This window comes from Roseibium alexandrii DFL-11 (assembly GCF_000158095.2).
In the GTDB taxonomy this organism is placed as follows: Bacteria; Pseudomonadota; Alphaproteobacteria; order Rhizobiales; family Stappiaceae; genus Roseibium; species Roseibium alexandrii.
On record NZ_CM011002.1, the window covers coordinates 2,003,334 to 2,024,134 of the forward strand.

A 20,801-nucleotide genomic window follows, 5' to 3' on the forward strand; every position below is an offset into this window, starting at 1 on the left:
CGCTACCCTTTTTCTTTTTCGGGAGTTCCCCATGGCGGGTCACAGCTCGGCAGCCGTAGCGCATGCCGGTAATAACCCCTTTTTGCGCGCTGTCGCGGCCATTTCAACCGTTGCGGGATGGTGTTCGGCGGCCATGATCGTCGCCGCCGTTGCGATCACCTGCCAGATGATCTTTGTCAGGTTCGTCTTGAACGGATCGACGGTCTGGCAGACGGAAGCGGTCATCTATCTGGTGATTGCCGCGACGCTTGTCGGCTTGCCCTATGTCCAGCGGTTGCGCGGCCACGTGAATGTGGACCTGGTGCCGCTGTCGCTGCCGCCACGGGCTCGGTTTTTTCTCGCGCTGATTACCCTCTCGCTGTCAATCCTGATTGTTGGGATCATGCTGTTTTATGGCTTTGAATACTGGCACTTTGCCTGGGACCGCGGCTGGCGCTCGGACACGGTGTGGGGTGTCCGGCTTTGGATCCCATATCTCTCCTTGCCCGTAGGGTTCGGCCTGCTTCTCCTGCAGCTGATTGCCGATCTGGTAGCTGTGATAACACGGGTTGATCGCCCGTTCGGCCTGGAGGACGCATAATGGATCCGCTTCTCCTCGGTGCCTTGGTCGCCTTCTTCACCATCTTCGTCCTGTTCTCCGGTGTGTCGGTCGCGCTGGGGCTTCTGATTGTCTCAGCCGGTTTCCTAATCATCTTCGACGGCATGCGGTCCCTGGAACTGATGCCGGAAATCCTGTTCGGCAAGCTCGACAACTTCGCGCTCCTTTCCATCCCGATGTTTATCATCATGGGCGCTTCAATCGCCTCCACCCGCGCTGGTGCCGACCTTTATGAGGCGCTGGAACGGTGGCTCACCCGCGTTCCAGGCGGGCTGGTCGTCTCCAACCTCGGAGCCTGCGCGCTGTTTGCCGCGATGTCCGGGTCCAGCCCGGCAACGTGTGCGGCGATCGGCAAGATGGGCATTCCGGAAATGCGCAAGCGCGGCTATCCGGACGGCGTTGCGGCCGGCTCGATCGCCGCTGGCGGTACACTCGGGATTCTGATCCCGCCATCGGTCACGATGATCGTTTACGGCATTGCGACCGAAACCTCGATCGGACGCCTGTTCCTTGCCGGTGTCATTCCGGGCCTGCTCCTGGTTGGCCTCTTCATGGCATGGTCACTCTATTCCACCTGGCGCTCCGGGGATGCCTCTGTCTTGAGTGCCGGCAGCTACACCTGGAAAGAGCGTTTTGAGATCCTGCCTCGGGTCCTGCCGTTCCTCGCGATCATCGTCGGCGTGCTCTACGCCATGTATGGCGGCATCGCGACACCGTCGGAAACGGCGGCCGTCGGCGCGCTGATGTGTCTGGTCATCGCAATGGTGATCTACAAACTCTGGAACCCGGGAGATCTTTGGGTTGTCCTGCGCGACAGCACCAAGGAAAGCGTGATGATCCTGTTCATCATCGCAGCTGCCGGTGTCTTTTCTTACATGCTGTCTTCGTTGTTCATCACGCAGGCGATTGCCGAGTGGATCGGCACTTTGGATGTGAACCGCTGGGTTCTTATGGGCGCGGTGAATATCTTCCTGCTGATCGCCGGTTTCTTCCTGCCACCGGTTGCCGTGATCCTAATGGCGGCCCCGATCCTCTTGCCAATCATCACAACGGCCGGATTTGATCCGATCTGGTTTGCGGTTGTCCTGACGATCAACATGGAGATTGGCTTGATATCGCCTCCGGTCGGCCTCAACTTGTATGTCATCAATGGCATTGCACCGGATATCTCGCTGAAGACCATTCTGAAGGGCTCCTTACCCTTTGTGGGATGTATGGTCGTCGCGATCATCCTGTTATGCCTCTTCCCAGGACTGGCAACTTGGTTGCCGGATGCTGTGATGGGACCAACACGATGACCCTTTTGGCTGATCTGCTGTCTTCAATCTTTGACCGCCGGTACCGGACGTTTCTTCCCGGAAGCTCCGACAACCGGCCCATGGAGGAACTCACCGCCGCGCTTTTGGGTGCGTCGGGCGAGGTTTCGGGCAGCACGATCGCCCGGATTATCCTCGACCGTTATGAAACAGCAGAGGAAGACGAAAAGCTGTCCTTTTTCCAGCACTTGGCCGAAGACATGGCTGTCTCGCCTCAAGATCTTCGCGCGGCACTTGAAACCTATGAAAAGGGGCAAACGAAAACCAGTTACGAAACCCTGGTCCGCGCTGCCGAACCGCGCCGGCAGGAGCTGATCCGCCGTCTCAACCAGGTGCCGGACGCCACCCGGTCCCTCGTTGCCATGCGCGCCGATCTCCTGCGCTTCAGCAAGGAGGATGACGCCCTACAGGCGCTCAACGTCGACTTTGGGCACTTGTTTGCAAGCTGGTTCAACAGAGGGTTCCTTGTGCTCAGACCGATTAATTGGGAAAGCCCGGCCAATATCCTTGAAAAGATCATTGAATATGAAGCGGTGCACGCCATCGATAGCTGGGATGATCTGAGACGGCGCCTGCAGCCCGCCGACCGGCGCTGCTTCGCCTTCTTCCACCCCACCATGCCAGACGAACCACTGATCTTCGTGGAAGTCGCCCTCACCAAAGGTGTTCCCTCATCCATCCAAGGGCTTTTGAGTGAGGAACGGGAACATATCGAGGCGGAAGACGCCAACACAGCGGTTTTCTATTCCATATCGAACTGCCAGAAGGGGCTGGCGGGCATTTCCTTCGGCAATTCCCTGATCAAACAGGTTGCCGCCGATCTTTCCCTGGAATTGCCGGGCCTCAAAACCTTCGTAACCCTGTCGCCAATTCCGGGTTTCCGCAATTGGATCGACAAAAACGACCTCGGACCGCTTCCCGACGATCCAAAGCAGCTCAAGGCTCTCGCGGCCCATTACCTGATCGCAGCGAAACGCAGGAACGGATTGCCGCTTGACCCGGTGGCCCGCTTCCATCTCGGCAACGGCGCGCAGGTTTTTCAAGTTCATGCGGACGCCGACCTTTCTGAAAAGGGTCAACAGCAATCAGCCGGCGTGATGGTCAACTACCTTTACAATCTGTCGAAGGTCTCGCAAAACCACGAGCGCTTCGCCACCTCCCATGAAATTGCGGCCTCTTCGGATATCAAGTCGCTCAGCGCGGCCGCTGAAAAAACACTCAACAGGAGCCCGACCGATGGCCAACCCGCTCTTTGATCAGCTGTTCGGCAAACATGCCGGCAAGACGACGCCTTTTCTGCATCTGGCAAGCGGGGCCACCCTCACCCATGCCGAATTCCTGGGACAAGCAGCGCAGATTGCCCATGCTCTGACCGAATTCGGATTGAAGCCGGGAGACCGGCTCGCAGCCCAGATTGAAAAGTCACCTGAGGCACTTGCGCTCTATGCGGCTTGTGCGCAGGCCGGTGTCATCTTCCTGCCGCTCAATACAGCATATACCGTCGATGAGCTGACTTATTTCATTGAGAACAGCGGCGCCACACTTGTTGTCTGCGGTGCGCGCAGCGAACCCGCGCTCACGCCGATTGCAACCGGCCTCGGCGCCAAATTGGCGACACTGAATGCCGATGGCTCCGGATCTCTAACCGAGACAGCAAAATCCAAACCGGCCACCTTCAATGTCGTCGACCGGTCCGCAGATGACCTGGCAGCCTTTCTCTACACTTCCGGTACGACTGGACGCTCGAAAGGTGCGATGCTGACCCAGGCGAACCTCCTTTCGAACGCTGAAACGCTGACGAACTACTGGAAGTTCACCGACGCGGATGTGCTCCTGCACGCCCTGCCGATCTTCCACACACATGGTCTGTTCGTTGCGACCAATGTGATGCTCGCAGCCGGTGGTTCCATGATCTTCCTGCCGAGGTTTGACTTGGACGCCATGATCGCCAACCTGCCTAAGGCGACCTCCATGATGGGCGTTCCGACGTTCTACACCCGGCTCCTGGACGATGCCCGGTTCACCAAGGACCTGACCAGTCATATGCGCTTGTTCATCTCCGGAAGTGCGCCGTTGCTCGCAGAAACCCATGTACGGTTCGAAGAGCGCACCGGGCACCGGATCCTGGAACGCTACGGCATGACCGAAACCAACATGAACACGTCGAATCCCTATGACGGCGAGCGGCGTCCAGGAACCGTGGGCTTTCCCCTGCCCGGCGTCGACCTCAAGATCACCAATCCGGATAACGGCGTCACCCTACCGGACGGCGAGGTCGGTCAGATCGAGGTCCGGGGAGCAAACGTGTTCAAGGGATATTGGCAAATGCCGGAGAAAACGGCCGCAGAACTGCGAGACGACGGGTTCTTCATCACCGGTGATCTCGGTAAAATCGACGCCGACGGCTACGTCCACATCGTTGGGCGGAACAAGGATCTGATCATTTCCGGCGGCTACAATATTTATCCGAAGGAAATCGAGCTGATCCTCGATGAACAACCGGGCGTTCTGGAAAGTGCCGTCATCGGTGTGCCGCATACCGATTTCGGTGAGACGGTGGTGGGTCTGATTGTCCCGGAGGCCGGTGCAAAACCCGATCTTGATGCCATCCAGGCAGCCGTGAGTGACGGCCTTGCCCGCTTCAAGCACCCACGGAAGCTCATCGTTGTCGACACTCTGCCGCGCAACACCATGGGTAAAGTGCAAAAGAACATTCTGCGGGACACCTACGCGGATCTCTTTGCGCCGGTGGCAGGTTAAATCCGAACAACCAATGACGGCCTCCCCTGCTCCGGCACGGGAGGCAACTGCTAGACCGGCAGCAACACCGAATAATTCTGACCTGTAATCCTACGCAGCTCCTCGACCGCACCCGCGAGTTTCGGCCCGACGCTTTCTTTCATTCTTGCAACGGTGAGAACGTCGGCGGCAGCGCCGCTCAAGAACGTGACCGGCTCGCTGAATTCTGACGGCCGGTACGGCGTCGCCAGGGCGTTGATCGAAGCGGAGAACCGGTCATCGCCAGTCAAGTACATGTACCCATTCGCCAGCAGATGGTCCTGAGATTTGATGGACAAGGATCGGCACTCAGCGGCCTGATCTCCGGGCAAAAGTGCCACCAGCTTGCGGCGCTCCTCATCGGTCAAAGCCCCCAGATAGGCGGCGCCTGTCGACGATTTCAGAACCGGCATCCGGTAGCCGACATTCAACCAGATCGTTGCGGAGTTTTCCGGCCGCCAGGTTTTGACCATCAACATCTCGCCATCGTCCTGAATGGCAACACCGATCAGGGTTTTGGTATCGTTGGCAAGCTTCTGCATGATCGGCGTTGCCGTTTCGATAAACCCGAAGGCAGCCGCGGCAATGTTGCCAAGCGCGAGCGCCGATGGACCAAGGCGGTATTTGTCGTGATGGCGGCCATGCGTGAGGTAGCCCAAAGCGCACAATGTGAAGGTCAAGCGCGACACTGTCGAACGCGGCAAGCCGGTTCGCTCGGATATCTCAAGGTTCCCAAGCCCATTGTCCGTGGGCCGGAAAACTCTGAGCACGCTCAGACCGCGGGCCAGAGTATTCGCGTAGCGTTTGTCATCCTTAAGATCGGGCATATTTTGTCGCTTTATTGATGTCCCACTTTGTATCTATCCAATACCGCTTGGCCTTTGCATAGCCCGGATCCTGAAACTCCACGTTACTTCACAGCTTCTGACAGGATGAGTGAAATTGCGGGGAAGCTGACGATCAGCGCAAGCACAACCAGGTCCACAGCCAGGAAGCGCCAGATGCCGGCGAATATCGTCCCAACCGGCGCTTCCTTGCCGACCACATTGGCCAGAACAAAGACGTTCAAGCCGACCGGTGGTGTGATCAATCCGATCTCCAGAAGTTTGACCACGACAACGCCGAACCAGATAAGGTCCATACCGTTTGCTTCAACCAGCGGGATCATCAGCGGCAGGGTCAGCACCATGATGCCGATCGGATCGAGGAACATGCCAAGAAGGATGTAGACCAGGCAGATGCAGAACAGCAGCATGGCCGGACTGAGTTGTGCCTCTGAGACAGCCTGAACAAGAGCCGGGGCAATGCCGGTGAGCGCAATGGCGGAAACAAAAATCTTGGCCGCCGCAGCAACAATGAAAAGCGAAGATGTCTGAATAACAGTATCGCGCACTGCATGCCATAGATCTGGAAGGCTCAAGCGGCGTTGCATGAAACCGATGGCGGTTGTGACCACCACGCTCACCGCTGCAGCGGCGGTTGCGGTAAAGAAACCGCCGTAGATCCCGACAACAATGATCAGGAAAATAAGCGCCGCCGGCCAGGCTTCCTTGGCAGCCTGGATCTTCTCTTCCAGGCTGGCAGGCGCTTCCTTTGCCGGAGCTACCTTCGGGTCCATGGCAATCCAGGCGGCAATCACCAAAAGAAAGCCGAGAAGAGTGAGGATGCCGGGCAGAACACCGGCGACGAACAGTTTACTGACCGAGGTTTCGGTAAAGATTGCGTAGATGATGAACAGGACACTCGGCGGGATCAAAGACCCCAACGTTCCGCCCGCCGCAACACTTGACGTTGCAAGCTTGGGATCGTAGCCGAGCCGCAACATTTCAGGTGTACAGATCTTGCCCATGGTCGAGGCACAGGCAACGGAGGATCCGCTAATTGCGGAAAAGCCGCCACAGCCGATCACGGACGCCATGGCGACGCCGCCGCGCAATTGCACCAGCCAGACGCGCGCAGAATTGTAGACAGCCGTCGTAATCCCGGCCTTGTAGGCAATGTTCCCCAGCGCCACGAACAGCGGGATCATCGACAGATCGAAGGAATGGATCAGGTCGAACGAATTGGAAAACACCATTGCCGATGTTGCCCGGAACGCCCGTTCCGGCATGAAGGTGCCCGTGCGCAGGGCGAAAATCATAAATGCAGCGGCCGTTGCAACGCCGATCAACGCAAAAGCGATCGGCACACGCATCGCCAGCAGGATGAGCATGAAGGCAAACGCAATCAAGCCAATGGTTGCCGGATCCATAAAGTCATTCCCTGAAAGTATTGAGTGTCAGACTGAAAGCTGAAGGCGGCCTAGTGGGTCCCGGTAATGATCACACGTCCGCGGATTGCCGAAACCGCATCGCCGATGAGCATTAGCACCAACCGGATCCAGCAGAGAACGAGTCCAAGAACAAACGCCAACCGGCCAGGCCATTGCGGCAGTCCAAGATCGCCGTAAAACGCATTCCCCGTTTGCCACTGATAGATGAACTCGTGAGCTGCAGACCAGATCAGCGGGATCAGCGCGACCGCGCCGAAGGCAGCGCCAAAGACGACAAACCAGTTCACGACCCGGTCGGGCAGGAAATTGGTCACAAATTCCACGGCAATGTGAGACCGGCGGGCCGTTGCTGCTGCCAAGGGCATGATGATAGCCAGGACCATCAGTTCCCGGACGATGATAATCGTGTCCGGCACGGAAGCATTGAAGACGTTCAATGCAACGACATCTGCAAAAATCAGCACTGCAAGCAGAATGGTCGCGGTAACGGCCACATCGACAAAAATCCGCTCCAACCGATCAAGCATCAGGTTCCCTCCCCGCTGAAGAAACCGGGGCGGTTGCCGCCCCGGCTGTTTGTCTGCGCGATCAATTGCGCTCCCAAGGATATCCCTTCTCTTCGAATTCCTTGGTGTAATCGGCAACGGCTTCTGTGTAAGCCGCCATCAGTTTGTCAGCATCGAACCCAACGCTGTTAGCGTTTTCCTTCCACTCCTCAATGAATGGCTGGGTCGCAGCGTTCATCGCGGCGCGGTCTTCAACGCTCAGCTCGAGCACCTTGATGTCTCGCTCGAATTCGCCGGCTTTCATGGCCTCAAGGGCCTTGGCGTTCCGGCTCATGACGATCTGCGCGAACTCGTCCGCCAGTTCTTCGCCGGTCTGCAGCATGATCGATTGCTGCTCTTCACTCAGCGCGTCGAAAGACTGCTTGTTCATGAACATGCCGAAACCACCGATCTGGCCCCAGTTCAGAACCGTGAAGCTGTCGATCACTTCGTGCCACTTCAGAGCTGGGATGATATAGGTATAGCCCTGACTGCAGTCGATCAGACCATTGTTCAGCGCCTGATAAGCCTCATAGACACTTAGATTGACCATGGTGGCACCCATTTGGCCGAACACCTTGCCGTAGACACCGGCGCCGCGGATACGCTTGTCCGCGATATCCTTGACCGAGGCGATTTCACCGCCTGTACAGGCCACGTTGACGTCTGATGCGGTAAAGGTCCCGATATAGACCAGGTTTTTATCGGCCAGCTGCTTAGTGATTTCCGGCGTGGTGCGCATCAGCTTGTCCGTGGCTTTCAAACCGACCCAGACATTCGGCCCGCTGATCGGCAGATCGGCGATGGAATAGGCTGCCATCTCTTTTTGGAAATAGGCCGAGATAATCGACCCGGCATCAGCAACGCCAAACCCAATGGCGTTGGCGGATGCGTTTGCCTTGAACAGGGCGCCACCAAACTGAATGTCCAGCTTCATGTCACCGCCGGACAGCTCACCGATCCGGTTGTTGAACCACTCCAGTGCCGTTGGAATGGTGCCGCGCGCCGGACCTGCATGGCCATAGAAAATCGTGGTTTCCGCAACGGCTGCGGACGCGCTCAGTCCTGTGGCAAGGACCGCTCCTGCGAGCAAAGACTTCAAAACTTTCATAGGGTCTCATCCTCCATCGACCTTAGATTATTCCACTATATGGAATTATTTTTCATTTGAAAGAATAAAGTGCATTCCCTCAAACTTGCCGCTCGCCGGACAGGTATAACCCGGCAAACAGGCTGATTTCTGTAACAACCTTGTTCGATCAACCCTTTGTGGGGCCTGTGTTTTATGCAGGCTCAGCCAGGTCTTCCGCGAAGGTCTCGATCAGTTTGGATTTCAGGATTTTTCCGGTGGGTGCGGCCGGCAATTCATGGGCGATCACGATCTTGCTCGGCCGCTTGTAGGGTGCGAGCCGGTCGTGCAGGAACGCTTTCAATTCATCCTCGGTCACGGGACTGCCTTTGGCGACCTTCACAAATGCCAGAACCTCTTCGTTGCCTTCCACCGGACGCCCGACAACACCGGCAACAATCACCTCCGGATGGTCGGTCAGGATCCCCTCAACCTCCACCGGATAAACGTTAAAGCCGGAGCGAATGATCAGTTCCTTGGACCGGCCAGCGATGTGCAGGCGGCCTTCCGCATCGAACCGGCCAAGATCGCCGGTCCTGAAGAAACCGTCGGCCGTCATGACCTCCACCGTCCGTTCCGGATCCCGGAAGTAGCCTTTCATGACTTGCGGGCCGCCAAGGAGAATCTCACCGATTCCCTTGCCCGGTTCCGCACCCGTGGCTTCCAGATCCAGCCGCAGCACACACTCGCCCATCGGGCGGCCCACACTGATATCCGGGTCGCCGATCTCGTTGAGAGTTGCGCAGACGCCAGCAGCCCCTTCGGTCAGGCCGTAGCCGTTCTGAAGCGGCAATCCGTAAAAGGCCTCGGCTTCCCGTTTCCAAGCTGGATCGAGCGGGGCTCCGCCGGACGACACAAATCGCAGGTGGCCGGCATCGTATTTCGCCTTGTTGTGGGCCCGTGCGTAGTGAAACAGATGAGCATGCATTTGCGGCACACCGGGCAGCAGCGAGACATCGGTCTGCAAGGCCTCATAGAGCCTTGTGACATCGAATCTCGGCTCAAGCCGCAATGTGGTTTGGGCGACAGCTGCCGACAGCAGAGCCACAAAGCCGTAAATGTGCGACAGGGGCAGCGCCAGATAGGTCACATCGTCGTCGCGCCGGCCCCGGAGTTTGACCGACGCGAGCGCCGCACTGTTCAAATTGCCGTGGGTGAGCATGGCGGCCTTCGGCGTTCCAGTCGTCCCGGATGTGTAGAGCATCAGCGCCACCTGCTCCCGGCCGTCTGCAAAAACCGGTTCGGCGTCCGCCCCGTCGCGGCGCATCAGCGCTGCTTCGCCGAAACTGCCCGTCACCTTGTCCGCGCCAAAGTGATCGGCATGGGCATTGGCTGCGTCAGACACATCCGCGCTGAACATGACAACGCTCGGATCACTGTGCGCAAAGATCCGCTCCAGCTCCGTATCGGTCAGGCGTGCGTTGATCGGGACGATAATGGCGTCCATCCGGCTGGCGGCATAAAAGAACGCCGGAACCGAAACGCAGTTTTCAAAGACCATCACCAAACGGTCACCGGCCTTCAGGCCGAATGAGCTCAAAAGGTCTTCGGCTTCCCCCGCCGCGCCCTTCAGATCGGTCCAGGTAAATGCCCGGTCAGCATAGTCGTGAATGGCAACGGTATCGCCCCGTTTTGCGGCCGCATCATCCAGAAAATCATGAATGCGATTGTGCATCGCGTTTCCTCCCAGTCGCCGCTCTTCAGGCAACGTTTGTCAGCCGTTTATTGTCCGCCCCTCAGTCGCGAAACACGGGTCGGGTCTTGTTCAAAATGGCTGCGATGCCCCGGCGGGCCTCCTCGCCCCCCAAAGCCTCAGCCATGGCATCTCGTTCTGCATCGAGTTGCACATCCAGCTTCGCGGTCTCCGCGGAGGTCAAAAGCCCCTTGATCGCGGCAATGGCGTTCTCCGGACCGGCTGCGACTTTTGCGACCAGCGCCTTGGCCGCGGAGAGTGCTCCTCCGGGATCAGCCAGCTCGGTCAAAACGCCCAGGTCATAGAGGCGTTCCGCAGTAAGCGGCGTTCCCAGCAGGGCCATCTTGGACACCGTGCCGCGCGGCAAGGCGTTCATCAGCGCGTGAGTTACACCACCATCCGGAACCAAACCGGCCTTCACATAGGCGAGCGTGAACGTCGCCCTCTTGGCGCTGACAACCATGTCGCAGGCAAGCGCGATGCTGAGACCGGCGCCGGCTGCCCCGCCCTCGACCGCGCAGATGACGGGCTTGGGGCAGCTCCGGATTGCACGGATGAGGTCATGGAGCTTACCAATTGCGGCCTTGCGCTCCTCGAGCGTCATGTTGCGGCGTTCTTTCAAAAGGTTCAGATCGCCGCCGGAGCAGAAGTAATCCCCCTCCCCGGTAAGCACCACTGCCGTGATTTCAGGCGTTTTCGCCGCTTCCGCCAATCCGTCCAGGAGACCGTCATAGTACTCTGGCGACAGGGCATTGCGCCGGGCGGTGTTGGTGTTCAGCAGGACCAGATGATCCGGGTGCACTTCTTTTCGAAAGAGCCCGCTCATGGATCAGGCCGCGTTCAGGGAAATGAAGCGCTCCAGATGATGGTCCACATCCCCGAAGAGATGATCGATCATCACCATGCGGCGGACGAAATGCGACAAGGCATATTCATCCGTCATCCCGATGCCGCCATGCATCTGGACAGCTTCCTCACCAACGAGGGCACTCGCCCGGCCGATCAGGTTTTTCGTCGCACTCACATGCCGTTCACGCAGGGCGCGCGGTGCGTCCAGATGGCCGGCGAGATTGATCACTGCGGAACGCGCTTGCTCCACCTCGATCAGAACATCCGCCATACGGTGCTGCAGGGCCTGGAACTTGCCAATCGCAATGCCGAACTGCTTGCGCTCTTTCAGATAGTCGATGGTGAGCGCCTTGGCCGCCTCCATTGCGCCGACAGCTTCCGCGCTAACCGCGAGGGTCGCCCGGGCAACAGCTGCCTCGATCGCCGCAAAGGCTTCACCAGATGCACCCAGCCTTGCGCCTTCGTCCACGACTACATTTTCAAGGCGAATGGTCGCGGCCGACGTGCCGTCCACATTCGGATGATCGACGATGGTCACCCCTTTGGCATCAGTAGGGACAAGGAACAGGGAAATGCCCGTCTCGTCGAAATCCGCTCCGGCCTCACGGGCGGATACCACAAGCATGCTGGCCTGCGCGCCGTTCAGCACATGCGCCTTCGTGCCGTTCAACGCAATCTGGCCGCCATCGGTTTTCGCCGATGCGGTGACATGATTGAGGTCGTACCGTGAGGCCGGTTCTGCATGGGCAAGCGCCAGGAGGGTCTCTCCCGCAATAACGCTGCCAATCAGCTCTTTCTGGTTGTCCGTGCCGAGCTCTGCGATCAGGCTGCCAGCAAGGACGGCATTGCCAAGGATCGGCTCGATGACACCAGCCCGGCCGAGCTCTTCAAAGACAACTGCAATGTCAAACCCGGCCCCGCCGAGGCCGCCATCGTCTTCGGAGAACATCGCGCCAAGAACACCCAGTTCAGCCATCTCGGCATAAATCCCGGCATCATAGGCCTTGCCGGATGCAATCAGTTTGCGCCGTTCTTCGTGGCCATATTTCTCGCCCAAAAACTTCTGCAACATGTCACGCAGCAAGCCGCGCTCTTCCGTCAGATTAAAATCCATCTGCTCAATGCCTCACAGTTGCAGGATTGCTTTGGTAATGATCGTACGCTGGATCTCGTTGGACCCGCCGAAGATCGAAAGCTTGCGCATGTTGAAATAGTTGGGTGCAGCCGCCGGAGCGTGTTCCGGGCCTTCGGCCGGGACATTGTCGCCGCCATCCAGATAATCGGGAAGGAACGGCATGGCGTCGGGGCCAGCTGCGCGGCACAGAAGAGAAGACAGTTCCTGGCGGATGACCGTACCCTTGATCTTCAGCATCGAACTTTCCGGGCCGGGCGCTTGTCCCTTGGCTGCAGCGGAGACGACCCGCAGATTGGTGGTTGCCATTGCCATCAGGTCGATTTCAGCCAGAGCCATGCGCGCCGCGAAATACGGGTTCTGATCGAGCGGTTTGCCGCCAGACTGGGTGCTCGCGGCCACGTGTTTCAGCGTTGCCAGCGCAGCGTTCGAAAAGCCGACACCCGCAATGTTGGTCCGCTCGTGGGTGAGCAGATACTTTGCGTAGGTCCAGCCCTTGTTTTCTTCGCCGACGAGATTTTCGACCGGCACGCGGACGTCATCAAAGAAGACCTCGTTGACCTCGGCCTCGCCGTCGATCAGCACGATCGGGCGCACGGTCACGCCGGGCGTGTTCATGTCGATCAACAGGAAGGAGATGCCCTCCTGCTTCTTGGCGTCCGCGTCTGTGCGCACCAGGCAGAAAATCCAGTTGGCGTGCTGACCCAGTGTCGTCCAGGTTTTCTGGCCATTGACGACATAATGATCGCCGTCGCGGACCGCTCTGGTCTTAAGCGCGGCAAGATCAGATCCGGCCCCCGGTTCAGAATAGCCCTGACACCACCAGTCTTCGCCGCTCAAGATGCGCGGCAAGTAGTGCTGGCACTGTTCTTCCGATCCGAACGCCATGAGCACCGGCGCCAGCATCGAAAGGCCGAAAGGCACGATGCGCGGCGCATGGGCCAGACAGGCTTCTTCCTCGAAAATCATCCGCTGAACAGCATCCCATTCAGCGCCGCCGTATTCCTTTGGCCAGTTCGGAGCAAGCCAGCCCTGCGCATTCAGGATCGCATGCCAGCTTACCATGTCCGACTTGGTCAGCCGTTTGCCAAGGCGCACCTTTTCGGAGAGGTGGCGCGGCAGTTTTTCGCTCAGAAAAGCCCGCACTTCGGCGCGGAATGCTTCTTCCTCAGGCGTGTAGCTCAGATCCATTGAGGAGCTCCCTTAGTAAATCTCGAACAGGCCGGCAGCGCCCTGCCCGCCGCCAATGCACATGGTAACAACGCCGAGCTTGGAGCCCCGGCGGCGGCCTTCCAGAAGCAGATGGCCGGTCATGCGGGCGCCGGTCATCCCGAACGGGTGACCGATGGAAATGGAGCCGCCATTCACGTTGCACTTCTCCGGATCGATACCGAGCTGCTCCCGGCAATACAGCGCCTGTGAGGCAAACGCCTCGTTCAGCTCCCAAAGATCGATGTCATCGACGGACAAACCGTGGCGTTTCAAAAGGCGCGGCACGGCATAGACGGGACCAATGCCCATTTCATCCGGCTCGCAACCCGCCGTGACAAAGCCCTTCAGCGCGCCGAGCGGCTCAAGGCCCTGCTTTTCTGCCAGATCTGCATCCATCAACACCAGAGCCGCTGCGCCGTCTGACAGTTGGGATGCGTTGCCGGCGGTGGTGAAATTGCCTTCGCCGCGCACCGGCTCCAGCTTGGCCAGGCCTTCGAGCGTTGTGTTCGGACGGTTGCAGTCGTCCATGGAAAACGTGACCTCCTTGCGGGTCACTTCTCCGGTTTCCCTGTCCTTGAAGGCCTGGGTGACGGTGATTGGCACGATCTCGTCGTCAAGCTTCCCGGCAGCCTGAGCTGCGGCAGTGCGCTGCTGGCTGACAAGAGACAGTTCGTCTTGGGCATCACGGCTGATGTTGTAGCGTTTGGCGACAATGTCGGAGGTCTCGATCATCGAGAGATAGACCTCCGGCTTGTGCTCATCGAGCCATTTCTCTCGCGCAGCGGGCGGGCGGGACGGCGGCATCTGGCTGATGCTTTCCACACCGCCAGCAATTGCAGCTGGAGCACCTTCGACGGAAATTGCATGCGCTGCCATGGCAACGGCCTGAAGGCCGGAGGAGCAGAACCGGTTGATGGTGACGGCCGCTGTGGTGACCGGCAGACCGGCGCGCAGAACGGACTGACGCGCAATGTTGCTGCCGGTCCAGCCTTCCGGATACCCGCAGCCGACAAAAGCGTCTTCGATGATAGCCGGGTCCACCTTGGAGCGGGCGACGGCATGCTCGATCGCGTGACCGGCCATGGTCGCGCCGTGAGTTTCGTTAAACGCGCCCCGATAGGACTTCGCCAGCCCGGTCCGGGCGGTCGAGACAATAACTGCTTGTTTCATGAAAAGGGGCCTCACGCGTTCAGGCTGGCGAAGGTCTTGCCCTCAGCCGCCAATTTTTCCAACAGGGGAGCGGGTTGCCACAGGAAGTCATCTTCTTCAGCAAACCGTTTGATATCGTTCAAGATCTTGTCAACGCCGACCGTGTCCGCATATTGCATCGGACCACCGCGCCAGCGCGGGAAACCGTAGCCGTTGAGCAACGTGACGTCGACATCGAGCGGTCGCTGTGCAATCCCCTCCTCCACAACGAGCGCCGCTTCATTGACCATTGCAGCCATGTAGCGGTCAATGATCTCCTGATCGCTTAAGCTCCGGCTTTCAATGCCCTTGGCCGCCCGTTCCTCGGAAATGTAGCCGAGAATGTCATCGTTCGGGACCGGTTGCTCGCCGCTGTAGTCGTAAAACCCGCGGCCGGTTTTGCGCCCATGATGCCCATCTTCGCAGAGCTTGTCGGAAAACTCCGCATAGACTTCGCGCGGGTCCCGTGTCGCAGCCAAGCGCTGGCGGGTCATGTAACCAATGTCGAGGCCAGCGAGATCGCTGACCGCGAATGGCCCCATGGCCAGACCGAAATCCACCAAGGCCCGGTCGACATCGAACGGGCTGGCACCGGCAAGCACCGCGCCGTCGATGGCTTTGCGATAGGTTGCCAGGATGCGGTTGCCGATGAAACCGTCGCAGACACCGGCGCGCACGCCGATCTTGCCAAGACGCTTTGCCAGCGCAAAACCGGTCGCAACCACATCCGGTGCGGTCTTAGCGCCGACAACGATTTCCAAAAGCCGCATGACATGGGCGGGCGAGAAGAAGTGCAGGCCGATCACATCTGCCGGACGGCTTGTGATCTCCGCGATCTCGTCAACATCAAGGTAAGACGTATTGGAGGCAAGCACGGCGCCCGGCTTGCAGATCTTGTCCAGCTTGCCGAAGACCTCTTTCTTGACGTCCATGCTTTCAAAGACAGCTTCGATCACAAGATCGGCTTCGGCAAGCGCGTCATAGTCGGAGCCCGCCTTGAAGTGTCCAGCCATAATGGCGTCGAACTTTTCCTGAGAGAGTTTGCCGCGCTTGACCGCTCCGGCAAGGTTCTTGGAGACCGTTCCCTCAGCCTTGGCAACGGCCTCTGCATCCCGCTCTATCAGCGTGACCGTAAGGCCAGCAAGCAACGCTGACGTTGCAATGCCGGAGCCCATGGTGCCACCACCGATGATCCCGACATTTTCAAGTATGCGCGGCTCGACGTCCTTAATTTCAGGCAGCTTTCCGACCTGGCGCTCGGAGAAGAAGGCATGGATCAACGCGGCGCGCTGATCTGAGTCCATCAGCGCGCGGAACAATGCCCGCTCCTGAGCCAAGCCTTCTGCAAATGGCAGATTGACGGCGCCTTCGATGGCATCGATGCATTTTTGCGATGCGAGCTGACCACGCGCTTTCTTGGCGAGCGTTGCGCGGGCCTTGTCGAACAAACCGTCTTCCGGCGTGTTGCAGGGAAGCCCACTGACCGGGCGCGGCCCGGCGCCCTGTTTAACAAGTGCCTTCGCATAGGCGAGACCGGCAGCGCGCATGTCGTCTTCGCCGCTGATCTGGTCGATCAAACCGAGCTCAAGCGCTTCGTTGGCAGACACCGGCTTGCCGGAGGTGATCATGTCGATGGCTTTTGTGACAGGCACAAGACGCGGCAGCCGCTGTGTCCCGCCAGCCCCCGGCAACAGGCCGAGCGAGACTTCCGGTAGGCCGAGCTTGGTTTTCGGCGCTGCGATCCGGTAATGCGCACCAAGAGCGAGCTCCAATCCGCCACCTAAAACGGTGCCATGAACGGAGGCAATCACAGGCCTTGTGCAAGACTCGATCTCGTTGATCAGTTCCGGCAGAAACGGCTCTTTCGGCGGCTGGCCGAATTCGCGAATATCGGCTCCGGCGACAAACGTCCGTCCGGCTCCGTATACCACGATGGCCTTGATCGCGTCATTTTCTGCGATGCCTCGGAACGCGTCCTGAAGGCCGGAGCGTACGGCATGCGAGAGCGCGTTCACCGGCGGGTTCGCGATTTCAATTACGGCGATGTTGTCTTCGAGTGTCAGATTGACGCTTTGTGTCACCACAAGGCCTCCCTGTCCAAGTGATTAGTACGTGAACAAAGTCCTAAACACATCCCGAAGAAATTTCAATATGTGGAATTTAATATTTTATATTGAAATTATCAGCATCTCTTGGATGAGCCGTCGGCAATGTAGCATCCACCGCCCTCTGCCGTCCCGGAGCTGATCCGTGCTCTGCTCCCCGGTATTCGAGCCGAAGGCTGAACGCCGACAGCGCCACCGTAGTAGACGCCAACCAACCCAGCTCGCCGGTTTTGGTCCCGGCTCAAGGCCGGGACGGCGAAGTGCAAAGACCCGAGATGCTCACACCTCCAGCCACTCGCTGCGGATGTCGTCGCGGGCCAGGAAGTCCTGCGGTGTTCCGGAATAAACAATCTCGCCGTGCCCCATAACATAAACACGGGACGCGATTTTCAGCGCGATGGAGAGCTTCTGCTCCACCAGCAGAATGGAGACCCCCGCCCGGGCGATTTCTGACAAAAGCTCCCCGACCTGGGCAACGATCCGCGGAGCGAGCCCTTCCGTTGGTTCGTCGATCATGATCAGCTGCGGATCGCCCATCAGTGTCCGGCAAATCGTCAGCATCTGCTTTTCGCCGCCTGACAGGACGCCGGCGGGCGTATCGGCACGCTCGGCAAGGTTCGGGAACATCGTCAGCATGTCCTCGATGGCCCAGCGCCCCGGCCTTTTCATGTCCTTGATGCCGAGCACCAGGTTCTGGCGGACGGTAAGACCTGGAAAGATATCCCGGTTCTCCGGCACATAGCCAAGACCCTTCAGGGCAATCTCATGGTTCGCAAGGCCCGAGATGTTCTCACCCTTGAACCAGATGTCTCCCTTTGGCGCAACCTCGCCCATGATCGCCTTCACGGTGGTCGAGCGGCCAACGCCGTTGCGTCCGAGCAGCGCAACCACCTCACCTTCGCCGACCTCAAGATCAACGCCGCGCAGGACGTGGCTTTTGCCATAAAAGGCATTCAGCCCGCGAACAGACAACATCCCGTTCATCACGCTGCTCCCTCAACCATCGGCAAATCCTCGGCTTCATCGCCGAGATAGGCTTCGCGCACTTTAGCATCCCCTCGAATGGCCTCCGGGGGACCCGACGCGATGATCTCACCGTAGACAAGCACCGAAATGCGGTCGGACAGCCCAAACACGACGCTCATATCGTGCTCGACGATTATCAGCGTTTTGCCGCGCGTAGCCCGCTCGATGAGCGCGACGGCCCGCTCCGTCTCTGAATGGCTCATCCCGGCGGTCGGCTCATCCAGCAAGATGACATCGGCCCCGCCCGCAATGGTGATGGCGATCTCCAGTGTCCGCTGATCGGCGTAGGGCAGACTTGCCGCGGGCAAGGCCGCCTTGTCGATCATGCCGACGGTTTCCAGAATCTCGGCCGTGCGGTCTTGGACATGCCTCAAGTTTCCGATGTTACGCCAGAAGCAGTAGCCGGTGCCCAGCGACCACAGGACCGCGCATCGGACGTTCTCGCGGACCGTCATGTTCGCGAAAATGTTGGAGACCTGAAACGAACGCGAGAGACCCATTCGGTTGATCACGTGGGCCTTGCGTCCGGAGATTTTTTGGTCGCCCAGATGAACGCTGCCGGACGTTGGCCGGTGCAAACCGGAGATCAGATTGAACAGGGTCGATTTGCCGGCCCCGTTGGGTCCGATGATCGCGTGCCGTTCCCCCGGCTGGATGTCGAGAGTGACCCCGCGGATGATCTCGGCGGGACCGAAGTTCTTGTTGAGATCCCGGATCGACAAGGCTGGTGTGCTCATGACGAGGCCTCCTCTTTGTCCGATCCGCTGGACCGCATGATCCAACCGCCGAGTCCGACCAAACCAAGCGCAAGCAGCCAGGTCACGGGATTGTCCGGCGCAAGGGCAAAGCCGAAGGGCTCAAACACCTCGCCGAAGCCGCTCGACTCCCTGACCGCCACCTCGATGGTGATGACGATGCCAACAAAGGCGAGCAGAGCACCGGCCGCATACCGCGCCCAGCGCCCCAGGATCTCCCCGCGATCCGAGCTCTGAACCCCATGCAATACGGAAACAAGGATCCCGGCCAGACCGGACGGTGCAAACATGACGATCATCATGAACAAGAGCCCAAGGTATAAAAGCCAGGCTTCGGTAAAGTCGGAGAGGTTGGACTGCATGTAGGTGAGCAGGACCGCGCCCAGCATCGGCCCCGCGAAATAACGGATGCCCCCGACATAGGCCATCAGCAAAACAAACCCGGACGGGATCACCGACAGAGTTTCCGGGGTGAAGATCTCGTAATTGACCGCAGCCATGCCGCCTGCAAGGCCCGCAAATCCGCCGGCAAAGATGAAAATCAGATAGCGCACCCGCTGCGGATCGTAGCCCACGAACTCCACCCGCTCCGGATTGTCGCGTACCGCCTCGCCCATCTTGCCCAGCGGTGTGCGGGTAAAGGCGAACATCGCGATGGTTCCTATCAGCGTCCAGGCGGCAATGAACCAGTAGACTTCGTTGATCGGGCCAAGACTGAGGCCGAAAACCTCCGGCCCGTTCATGCGGTCACCGGAAACGCCCTCTTCGCCGCCAAAGAGGCTGGTGAACATAAAGCCCGCAGCTGCGACCAATTCGGCAATGCCAAGCGAGATCATCGCGAAAGGAATCCCGGCCCGCCGGCAGGACGGCCAGCCGATGACGGCCCCGGCAAAGGCACCGCCCGCAAATCCGACCAGCGGCAAGGCAAAGACCGGAAACATGCTCCAAAGGCCTGTTCCGGCTTCAATCGCCTGCATGGCATGCATCGCAGCATACCCACCGAGGCCGAAATAGACCGCATGGCCAAAGGACAACAGCCCTGCCCTGCCAAGCAGCATGTTGTAAGACAGGGCAAAGACCATGTTGATGCCGATCGCGTTCAACAGCGAATAGGTCGTCCGCGACGGCCCGGCCAGCGGGATCACCGCAAGCACGGCCGCCATGATCAGAAACGGCAGCACACGCGTGCGGAATTTCTCCGACTGCGACGGCGCGAGGGATATGGACAGTGTGTCAGTCAAATTTCACGCTCCCCCATCAGGCCGCGCGGGCGGATCATCAGGACCAGAACCAGCAACAGGAACGGCAGCATCGGTGCCAGCGAGGCAATCGAGATGCCGCCAAGATCGCTGAGCGGGTTCAGCCCCGTGAAGGCGAAGATTTCAGCGAAGGTCGTATCGATGGAAATCGCAAAGGTCTGAAGGAGACCTATCAGCAAAGAGGCGATGAACGCGCCCTCCAGGCTGCCCATGCCGCCTACCACCACCACAACAAAGACGATCGGACCGATGGATAGAGCCATCGCCGGCTCCGTGACGAGGTAGTTGCCTCCGATTACACCGGCGAGCCCGGCGAGCGCACAGCCGAAGCCGAACACCATCATGAAGACGCGTGGCACATTGTGACCGAGGTGTCCGACCATATGCGGATGAGTCAGTGCGGCCTGGATGATCAACCCTGCGCGGGTGCGTTTCAACAGGAACCACAGCCCAGCCAGCATCGCGATCGACACTCCCAGCATGAAAATGCGGTAGGCTGGATATTGTGCGCCAAACAGCGTGAACAACGGGAAATCGAGCGCTGCAGGGATTTCATATGGGACCGGGATCTTGCCCCAGATGATCTTGACGAGTTCGTCGATCAGATAGGCCAGGCCGAAGGTGAACAAAAGCTCGGCAAGGTGCCCATTCGCATGAACCTTGCGCAGCCCCCAGCGTTCAATACCGGCCCCTGCCAGCCCCACCAGGATCGGCGCCAGAAACAGCGCAATCCAGAAACCGGTGACCGATCCGATCGTGTAGGCGAAATACGCACCCAGCATGTAAAAGCTCGCATGAGCGAAATTGAGCACGCCCATCATGCTGAAAATGAGGGTCAGGCCGCTGGACAGCATGAACAGCAAGAGCCCGTAAATCACCCCGTTCAGCAGAGAGAAAAAGAATGTTTCCATGTATGTCCTGCCCGAAAGACCACGCGCTTTAAT

Annotated in this window: 18 protein-coding genes; 4 read left to right on the top strand and 14 right to left on the bottom strand. The window is 59.0% G+C overall.

Annotated features, from left to right (window positions below; all coding sequences use genetic code 11):
- The first annotated feature begins 31 nt into the window (after window positions 1-31).
- Genes SADFL11_RS09195 through SADFL11_RS09210 form a run of 4 tightly spaced genes read left to right on the top strand, consistent with a single transcriptional unit; the run spans window position 32 to window position 4,674 of the window.
- Window positions 32-580, top strand: a complete 549-nt coding sequence (locus SADFL11_RS09195) for a TRAP transporter small permease (RefSeq protein ID WP_008195858.1) — start codon at window positions 32-34, stop codon at window positions 578-580.
- On the top strand, window positions 580-1,896 hold the full coding sequence (locus SADFL11_RS09200; protein WP_008196638.1) for a TRAP transporter large permease: 1,317 nt from the start codon (window positions 580-582) through the stop codon (window positions 1,894-1,896). The genes SADFL11_RS09195 and SADFL11_RS09200 overlap by 1 nt, the downstream gene beginning before the upstream one ends.
- The gene (locus SADFL11_RS09205; protein ID WP_008188874.1) at window positions 1,893-3,170 is read left to right on the top strand and encodes a malonyl-CoA decarboxylase; all 1,278 of its coding nucleotides are present in this window, start codon (window positions 1,893-1,895) and stop codon (window positions 3,168-3,170) included. Before SADFL11_RS09200 ends, SADFL11_RS09205 begins: the two co-directional genes overlap by 4 nt.
- Complete coding sequence (locus SADFL11_RS09210) at window positions 3,151-4,674, top strand: malonate--CoA ligase (RefSeq protein ID WP_008189006.1); 1,524 nt, start codon at window positions 3,151-3,153, stop codon at window positions 4,672-4,674. The genes SADFL11_RS09205 and SADFL11_RS09210 overlap by 20 nt, the downstream gene beginning before the upstream one ends.
- Before the next feature lie 50 nt (window positions 4,675-4,724).
- Here the strand turns inward: SADFL11_RS09210 and SADFL11_RS09215 are convergent, their stop codons facing one another.
- The 14 genes from SADFL11_RS09215 to SADFL11_RS09280 form a co-directional block, all read right to left on the bottom strand.
- Window positions 4,725-5,519: an IclR family transcriptional regulator gene (locus SADFL11_RS09215; protein WP_008194372.1), complete on the bottom strand. Its 795-nt coding sequence runs from the start codon at window positions 5,517-5,519 to the stop codon at window positions 4,725-4,727.
- An 83-nt stretch (window positions 5,520-5,602) separates the two neighbouring features.
- The gene (locus tag SADFL11_RS09220; protein ID WP_008195655.1) at window positions 5,603-6,943 is read right to left on the bottom strand and encodes a TRAP transporter large permease; all 1,341 of its coding nucleotides are present in this window, start codon (window positions 6,941-6,943) and stop codon (window positions 5,603-5,605) included.
- Window positions 6,944-6,993: 50 nt separating this feature from the next.
- On the bottom strand, window positions 6,994-7,491 hold the full coding sequence (locus tag SADFL11_RS09225; protein WP_008195286.1) for a TRAP transporter small permease: 498 nt from the start codon (window positions 7,489-7,491) through the stop codon (window positions 6,994-6,996).
- A 61-nt stretch (window positions 7,492-7,552) separates the two neighbouring features.
- A complete protein-coding gene (locus tag SADFL11_RS09230; protein WP_008191530.1) occupies window positions 7,553-8,620 on the bottom strand; it encodes a C4-dicarboxylate TRAP transporter substrate-binding protein in 1,068 nt (355 codons plus the stop codon).
- A 172-nt stretch (window positions 8,621-8,792) separates the two neighbouring features.
- The gene (locus SADFL11_RS09235; RefSeq protein ID WP_008195086.1) at window positions 8,793-10,313 is read right to left on the bottom strand and encodes a class I adenylate-forming enzyme family protein; all 1,521 of its coding nucleotides are present in this window, start codon (window positions 10,311-10,313) and stop codon (window positions 8,793-8,795) included.
- Window positions 10,314-10,374: 61 nt separating this feature from the next.
- A complete protein-coding gene (locus tag SADFL11_RS09240) occupies window positions 10,375-11,157 on the bottom strand; it encodes an oxepin-CoA hydrolase, alternative type (protein ID WP_040451778.1) in 783 nt (260 codons plus the stop codon).
- 3 nt (window positions 11,158-11,160) lie between these two features.
- Entirely contained in the window at window positions 11,161-12,294 is a 1,134-nt protein-coding gene (locus SADFL11_RS09245; protein ID WP_008192083.1) for an acyl-CoA dehydrogenase family protein, read from the bottom strand.
- A gap of 12 nt (window positions 12,295-12,306) precedes the next feature.
- Window positions 12,307-13,503, bottom strand: coding sequence for an acyl-CoA dehydrogenase family protein (locus tag SADFL11_RS09250; RefSeq protein ID WP_008197145.1), 1,197 nt, complete (start codon window positions 13,501-13,503; stop codon window positions 12,307-12,309).
- Between the two features lie 12 nt (window positions 13,504-13,515).
- On the bottom strand, window positions 13,516-14,694 hold the full coding sequence (locus SADFL11_RS09255; protein ID WP_008192062.1) for an acetyl-CoA C-acyltransferase: 1,179 nt from the start codon (window positions 14,692-14,694) through the stop codon (window positions 13,516-13,518).
- An 11-nt stretch (window positions 14,695-14,705) separates the two neighbouring features.
- Window positions 14,706-16,793, bottom strand: a complete 2,088-nt coding sequence (locus SADFL11_RS09260; protein ID WP_040453219.1) for a 3-hydroxyacyl-CoA dehydrogenase NAD-binding domain-containing protein — start codon at window positions 16,791-16,793, stop codon at window positions 14,706-14,708.
- A gap of 303 nt (window positions 16,794-17,096) precedes the next feature.
- Complete coding sequence (locus SADFL11_RS09265; RefSeq protein WP_040453217.1) at window positions 17,097-17,792, bottom strand: ABC transporter ATP-binding protein; 696 nt, start codon at window positions 17,790-17,792, stop codon at window positions 17,097-17,099.
- 8 nt (window positions 17,793-17,800) lie between these two features.
- Window positions 17,801-18,580 (bottom strand): ABC transporter ATP-binding protein, encoded by a 780-nt coding sequence (locus SADFL11_RS09270; RefSeq protein ID WP_008196588.1) that lies wholly within the window; start codon window positions 18,578-18,580, stop codon window positions 17,801-17,803.
- Window positions 18,577-19,839: a branched-chain amino acid ABC transporter permease gene (locus SADFL11_RS09275; RefSeq protein ID WP_040451777.1), complete on the bottom strand. Its 1,263-nt coding sequence runs from the start codon at window positions 19,837-19,839 to the stop codon at window positions 18,577-18,579. Before SADFL11_RS09275 ends, SADFL11_RS09270 begins: the two co-directional genes overlap by 4 nt.
- The gene (locus SADFL11_RS09280; protein ID WP_008188967.1) at window positions 19,836-20,768 is read right to left on the bottom strand and encodes a branched-chain amino acid ABC transporter permease; all 933 of its coding nucleotides are present in this window, start codon (window positions 20,766-20,768) and stop codon (window positions 19,836-19,838) included. The genes SADFL11_RS09275 and SADFL11_RS09280 overlap by 4 nt, the downstream gene beginning before the upstream one ends.
- Between the last annotated feature and the right edge of the window lie 33 nt (window positions 20,769-20,801).

What these genes read in the sequence shown, in the direction of transcription:
- SADFL11_RS09245 (WP_008192083.1), bottom strand. Translation starts at nt 12,294, where the DNA reads ATGGATTTTAATCTGACGGAAGAGCGCGGCTTGCTGCGTGACATGTTG.
- SADFL11_RS09210 (WP_008189006.1), top strand. Translation starts at nt 3,151, where the DNA reads ATGGCCAACCCGCTCTTTGATCAGCTGTTCGGCAAACATGCCGGCAAG.
- SADFL11_RS09265 (WP_040453217.1), bottom strand. Translation starts at nt 17,792, where the DNA reads ATGTTGTCTGTTCGCGGGCTGAATGCCTTTTATGGCAAAAGCCACGTC.
- SADFL11_RS09240 (WP_040451778.1), bottom strand. Translation starts at nt 11,157, where the DNA reads ATGAGCGGGCTCTTTCGAAAAGAAGTGCACCCGGATCATCTGGTCCTG.
- SADFL11_RS09255 (WP_008192062.1), bottom strand. Translation starts at nt 14,694, where the DNA reads ATGAAACAAGCAGTTATTGTCTCGACCGCCCGGACCGGGCTGGCGAAG.
- SADFL11_RS09225 (WP_008195286.1), bottom strand. Translation starts at nt 7,491, where the DNA reads ATGCTTGATCGGTTGGAGCGGATTTTTGTCGATGTGGCCGTTACCGCG.
- SADFL11_RS09270 (WP_008196588.1), bottom strand. Translation starts at nt 18,580, where the DNA reads ATGAGCACACCAGCCTTGTCGATCCGGGATCTCAACAAGAACTTCGGT.
- SADFL11_RS09205 (WP_008188874.1), top strand. Translation starts at nt 1,893, where the DNA reads ATGACCCTTTTGGCTGATCTGCTGTCTTCAATCTTTGACCGCCGGTAC.
- SADFL11_RS09280 (WP_008188967.1), bottom strand. Translation starts at nt 20,768, where the DNA reads ATGGAAACATTCTTTTTCTCTCTGCTGAACGGGGTGATTTACGGGCTC.
- SADFL11_RS09215 (WP_008194372.1), bottom strand. Translation starts at nt 5,519, where the DNA reads ATGCCCGATCTTAAGGATGACAAACGCTACGCGAATACTCTGGCCCGC.
- SADFL11_RS09195 (WP_008195858.1), top strand. Translation starts at nt 32, where the DNA reads ATGGCGGGTCACAGCTCGGCAGCCGTAGCGCATGCCGGTAATAACCCC.
- SADFL11_RS09200 (WP_008196638.1), top strand. Translation starts at nt 580, where the DNA reads ATGGATCCGCTTCTCCTCGGTGCCTTGGTCGCCTTCTTCACCATCTTC.
- SADFL11_RS09230 (WP_008191530.1), bottom strand. Translation starts at nt 8,620, where the DNA reads ATGAAAGTTTTGAAGTCTTTGCTCGCAGGAGCGGTCCTTGCCACAGGA.
- SADFL11_RS09220 (WP_008195655.1), bottom strand. Translation starts at nt 6,943, where the DNA reads ATGGATCCGGCAACCATTGGCTTGATTGCGTTTGCCTTCATGCTCATC.
- SADFL11_RS09250 (WP_008197145.1), bottom strand. Translation starts at nt 13,503, where the DNA reads ATGGATCTGAGCTACACGCCTGAGGAAGAAGCATTCCGCGCCGAAGTG.
- SADFL11_RS09235 (WP_008195086.1), bottom strand. Translation starts at nt 10,313, where the DNA reads ATGCACAATCGCATTCATGATTTTCTGGATGATGCGGCCGCAAAACGG.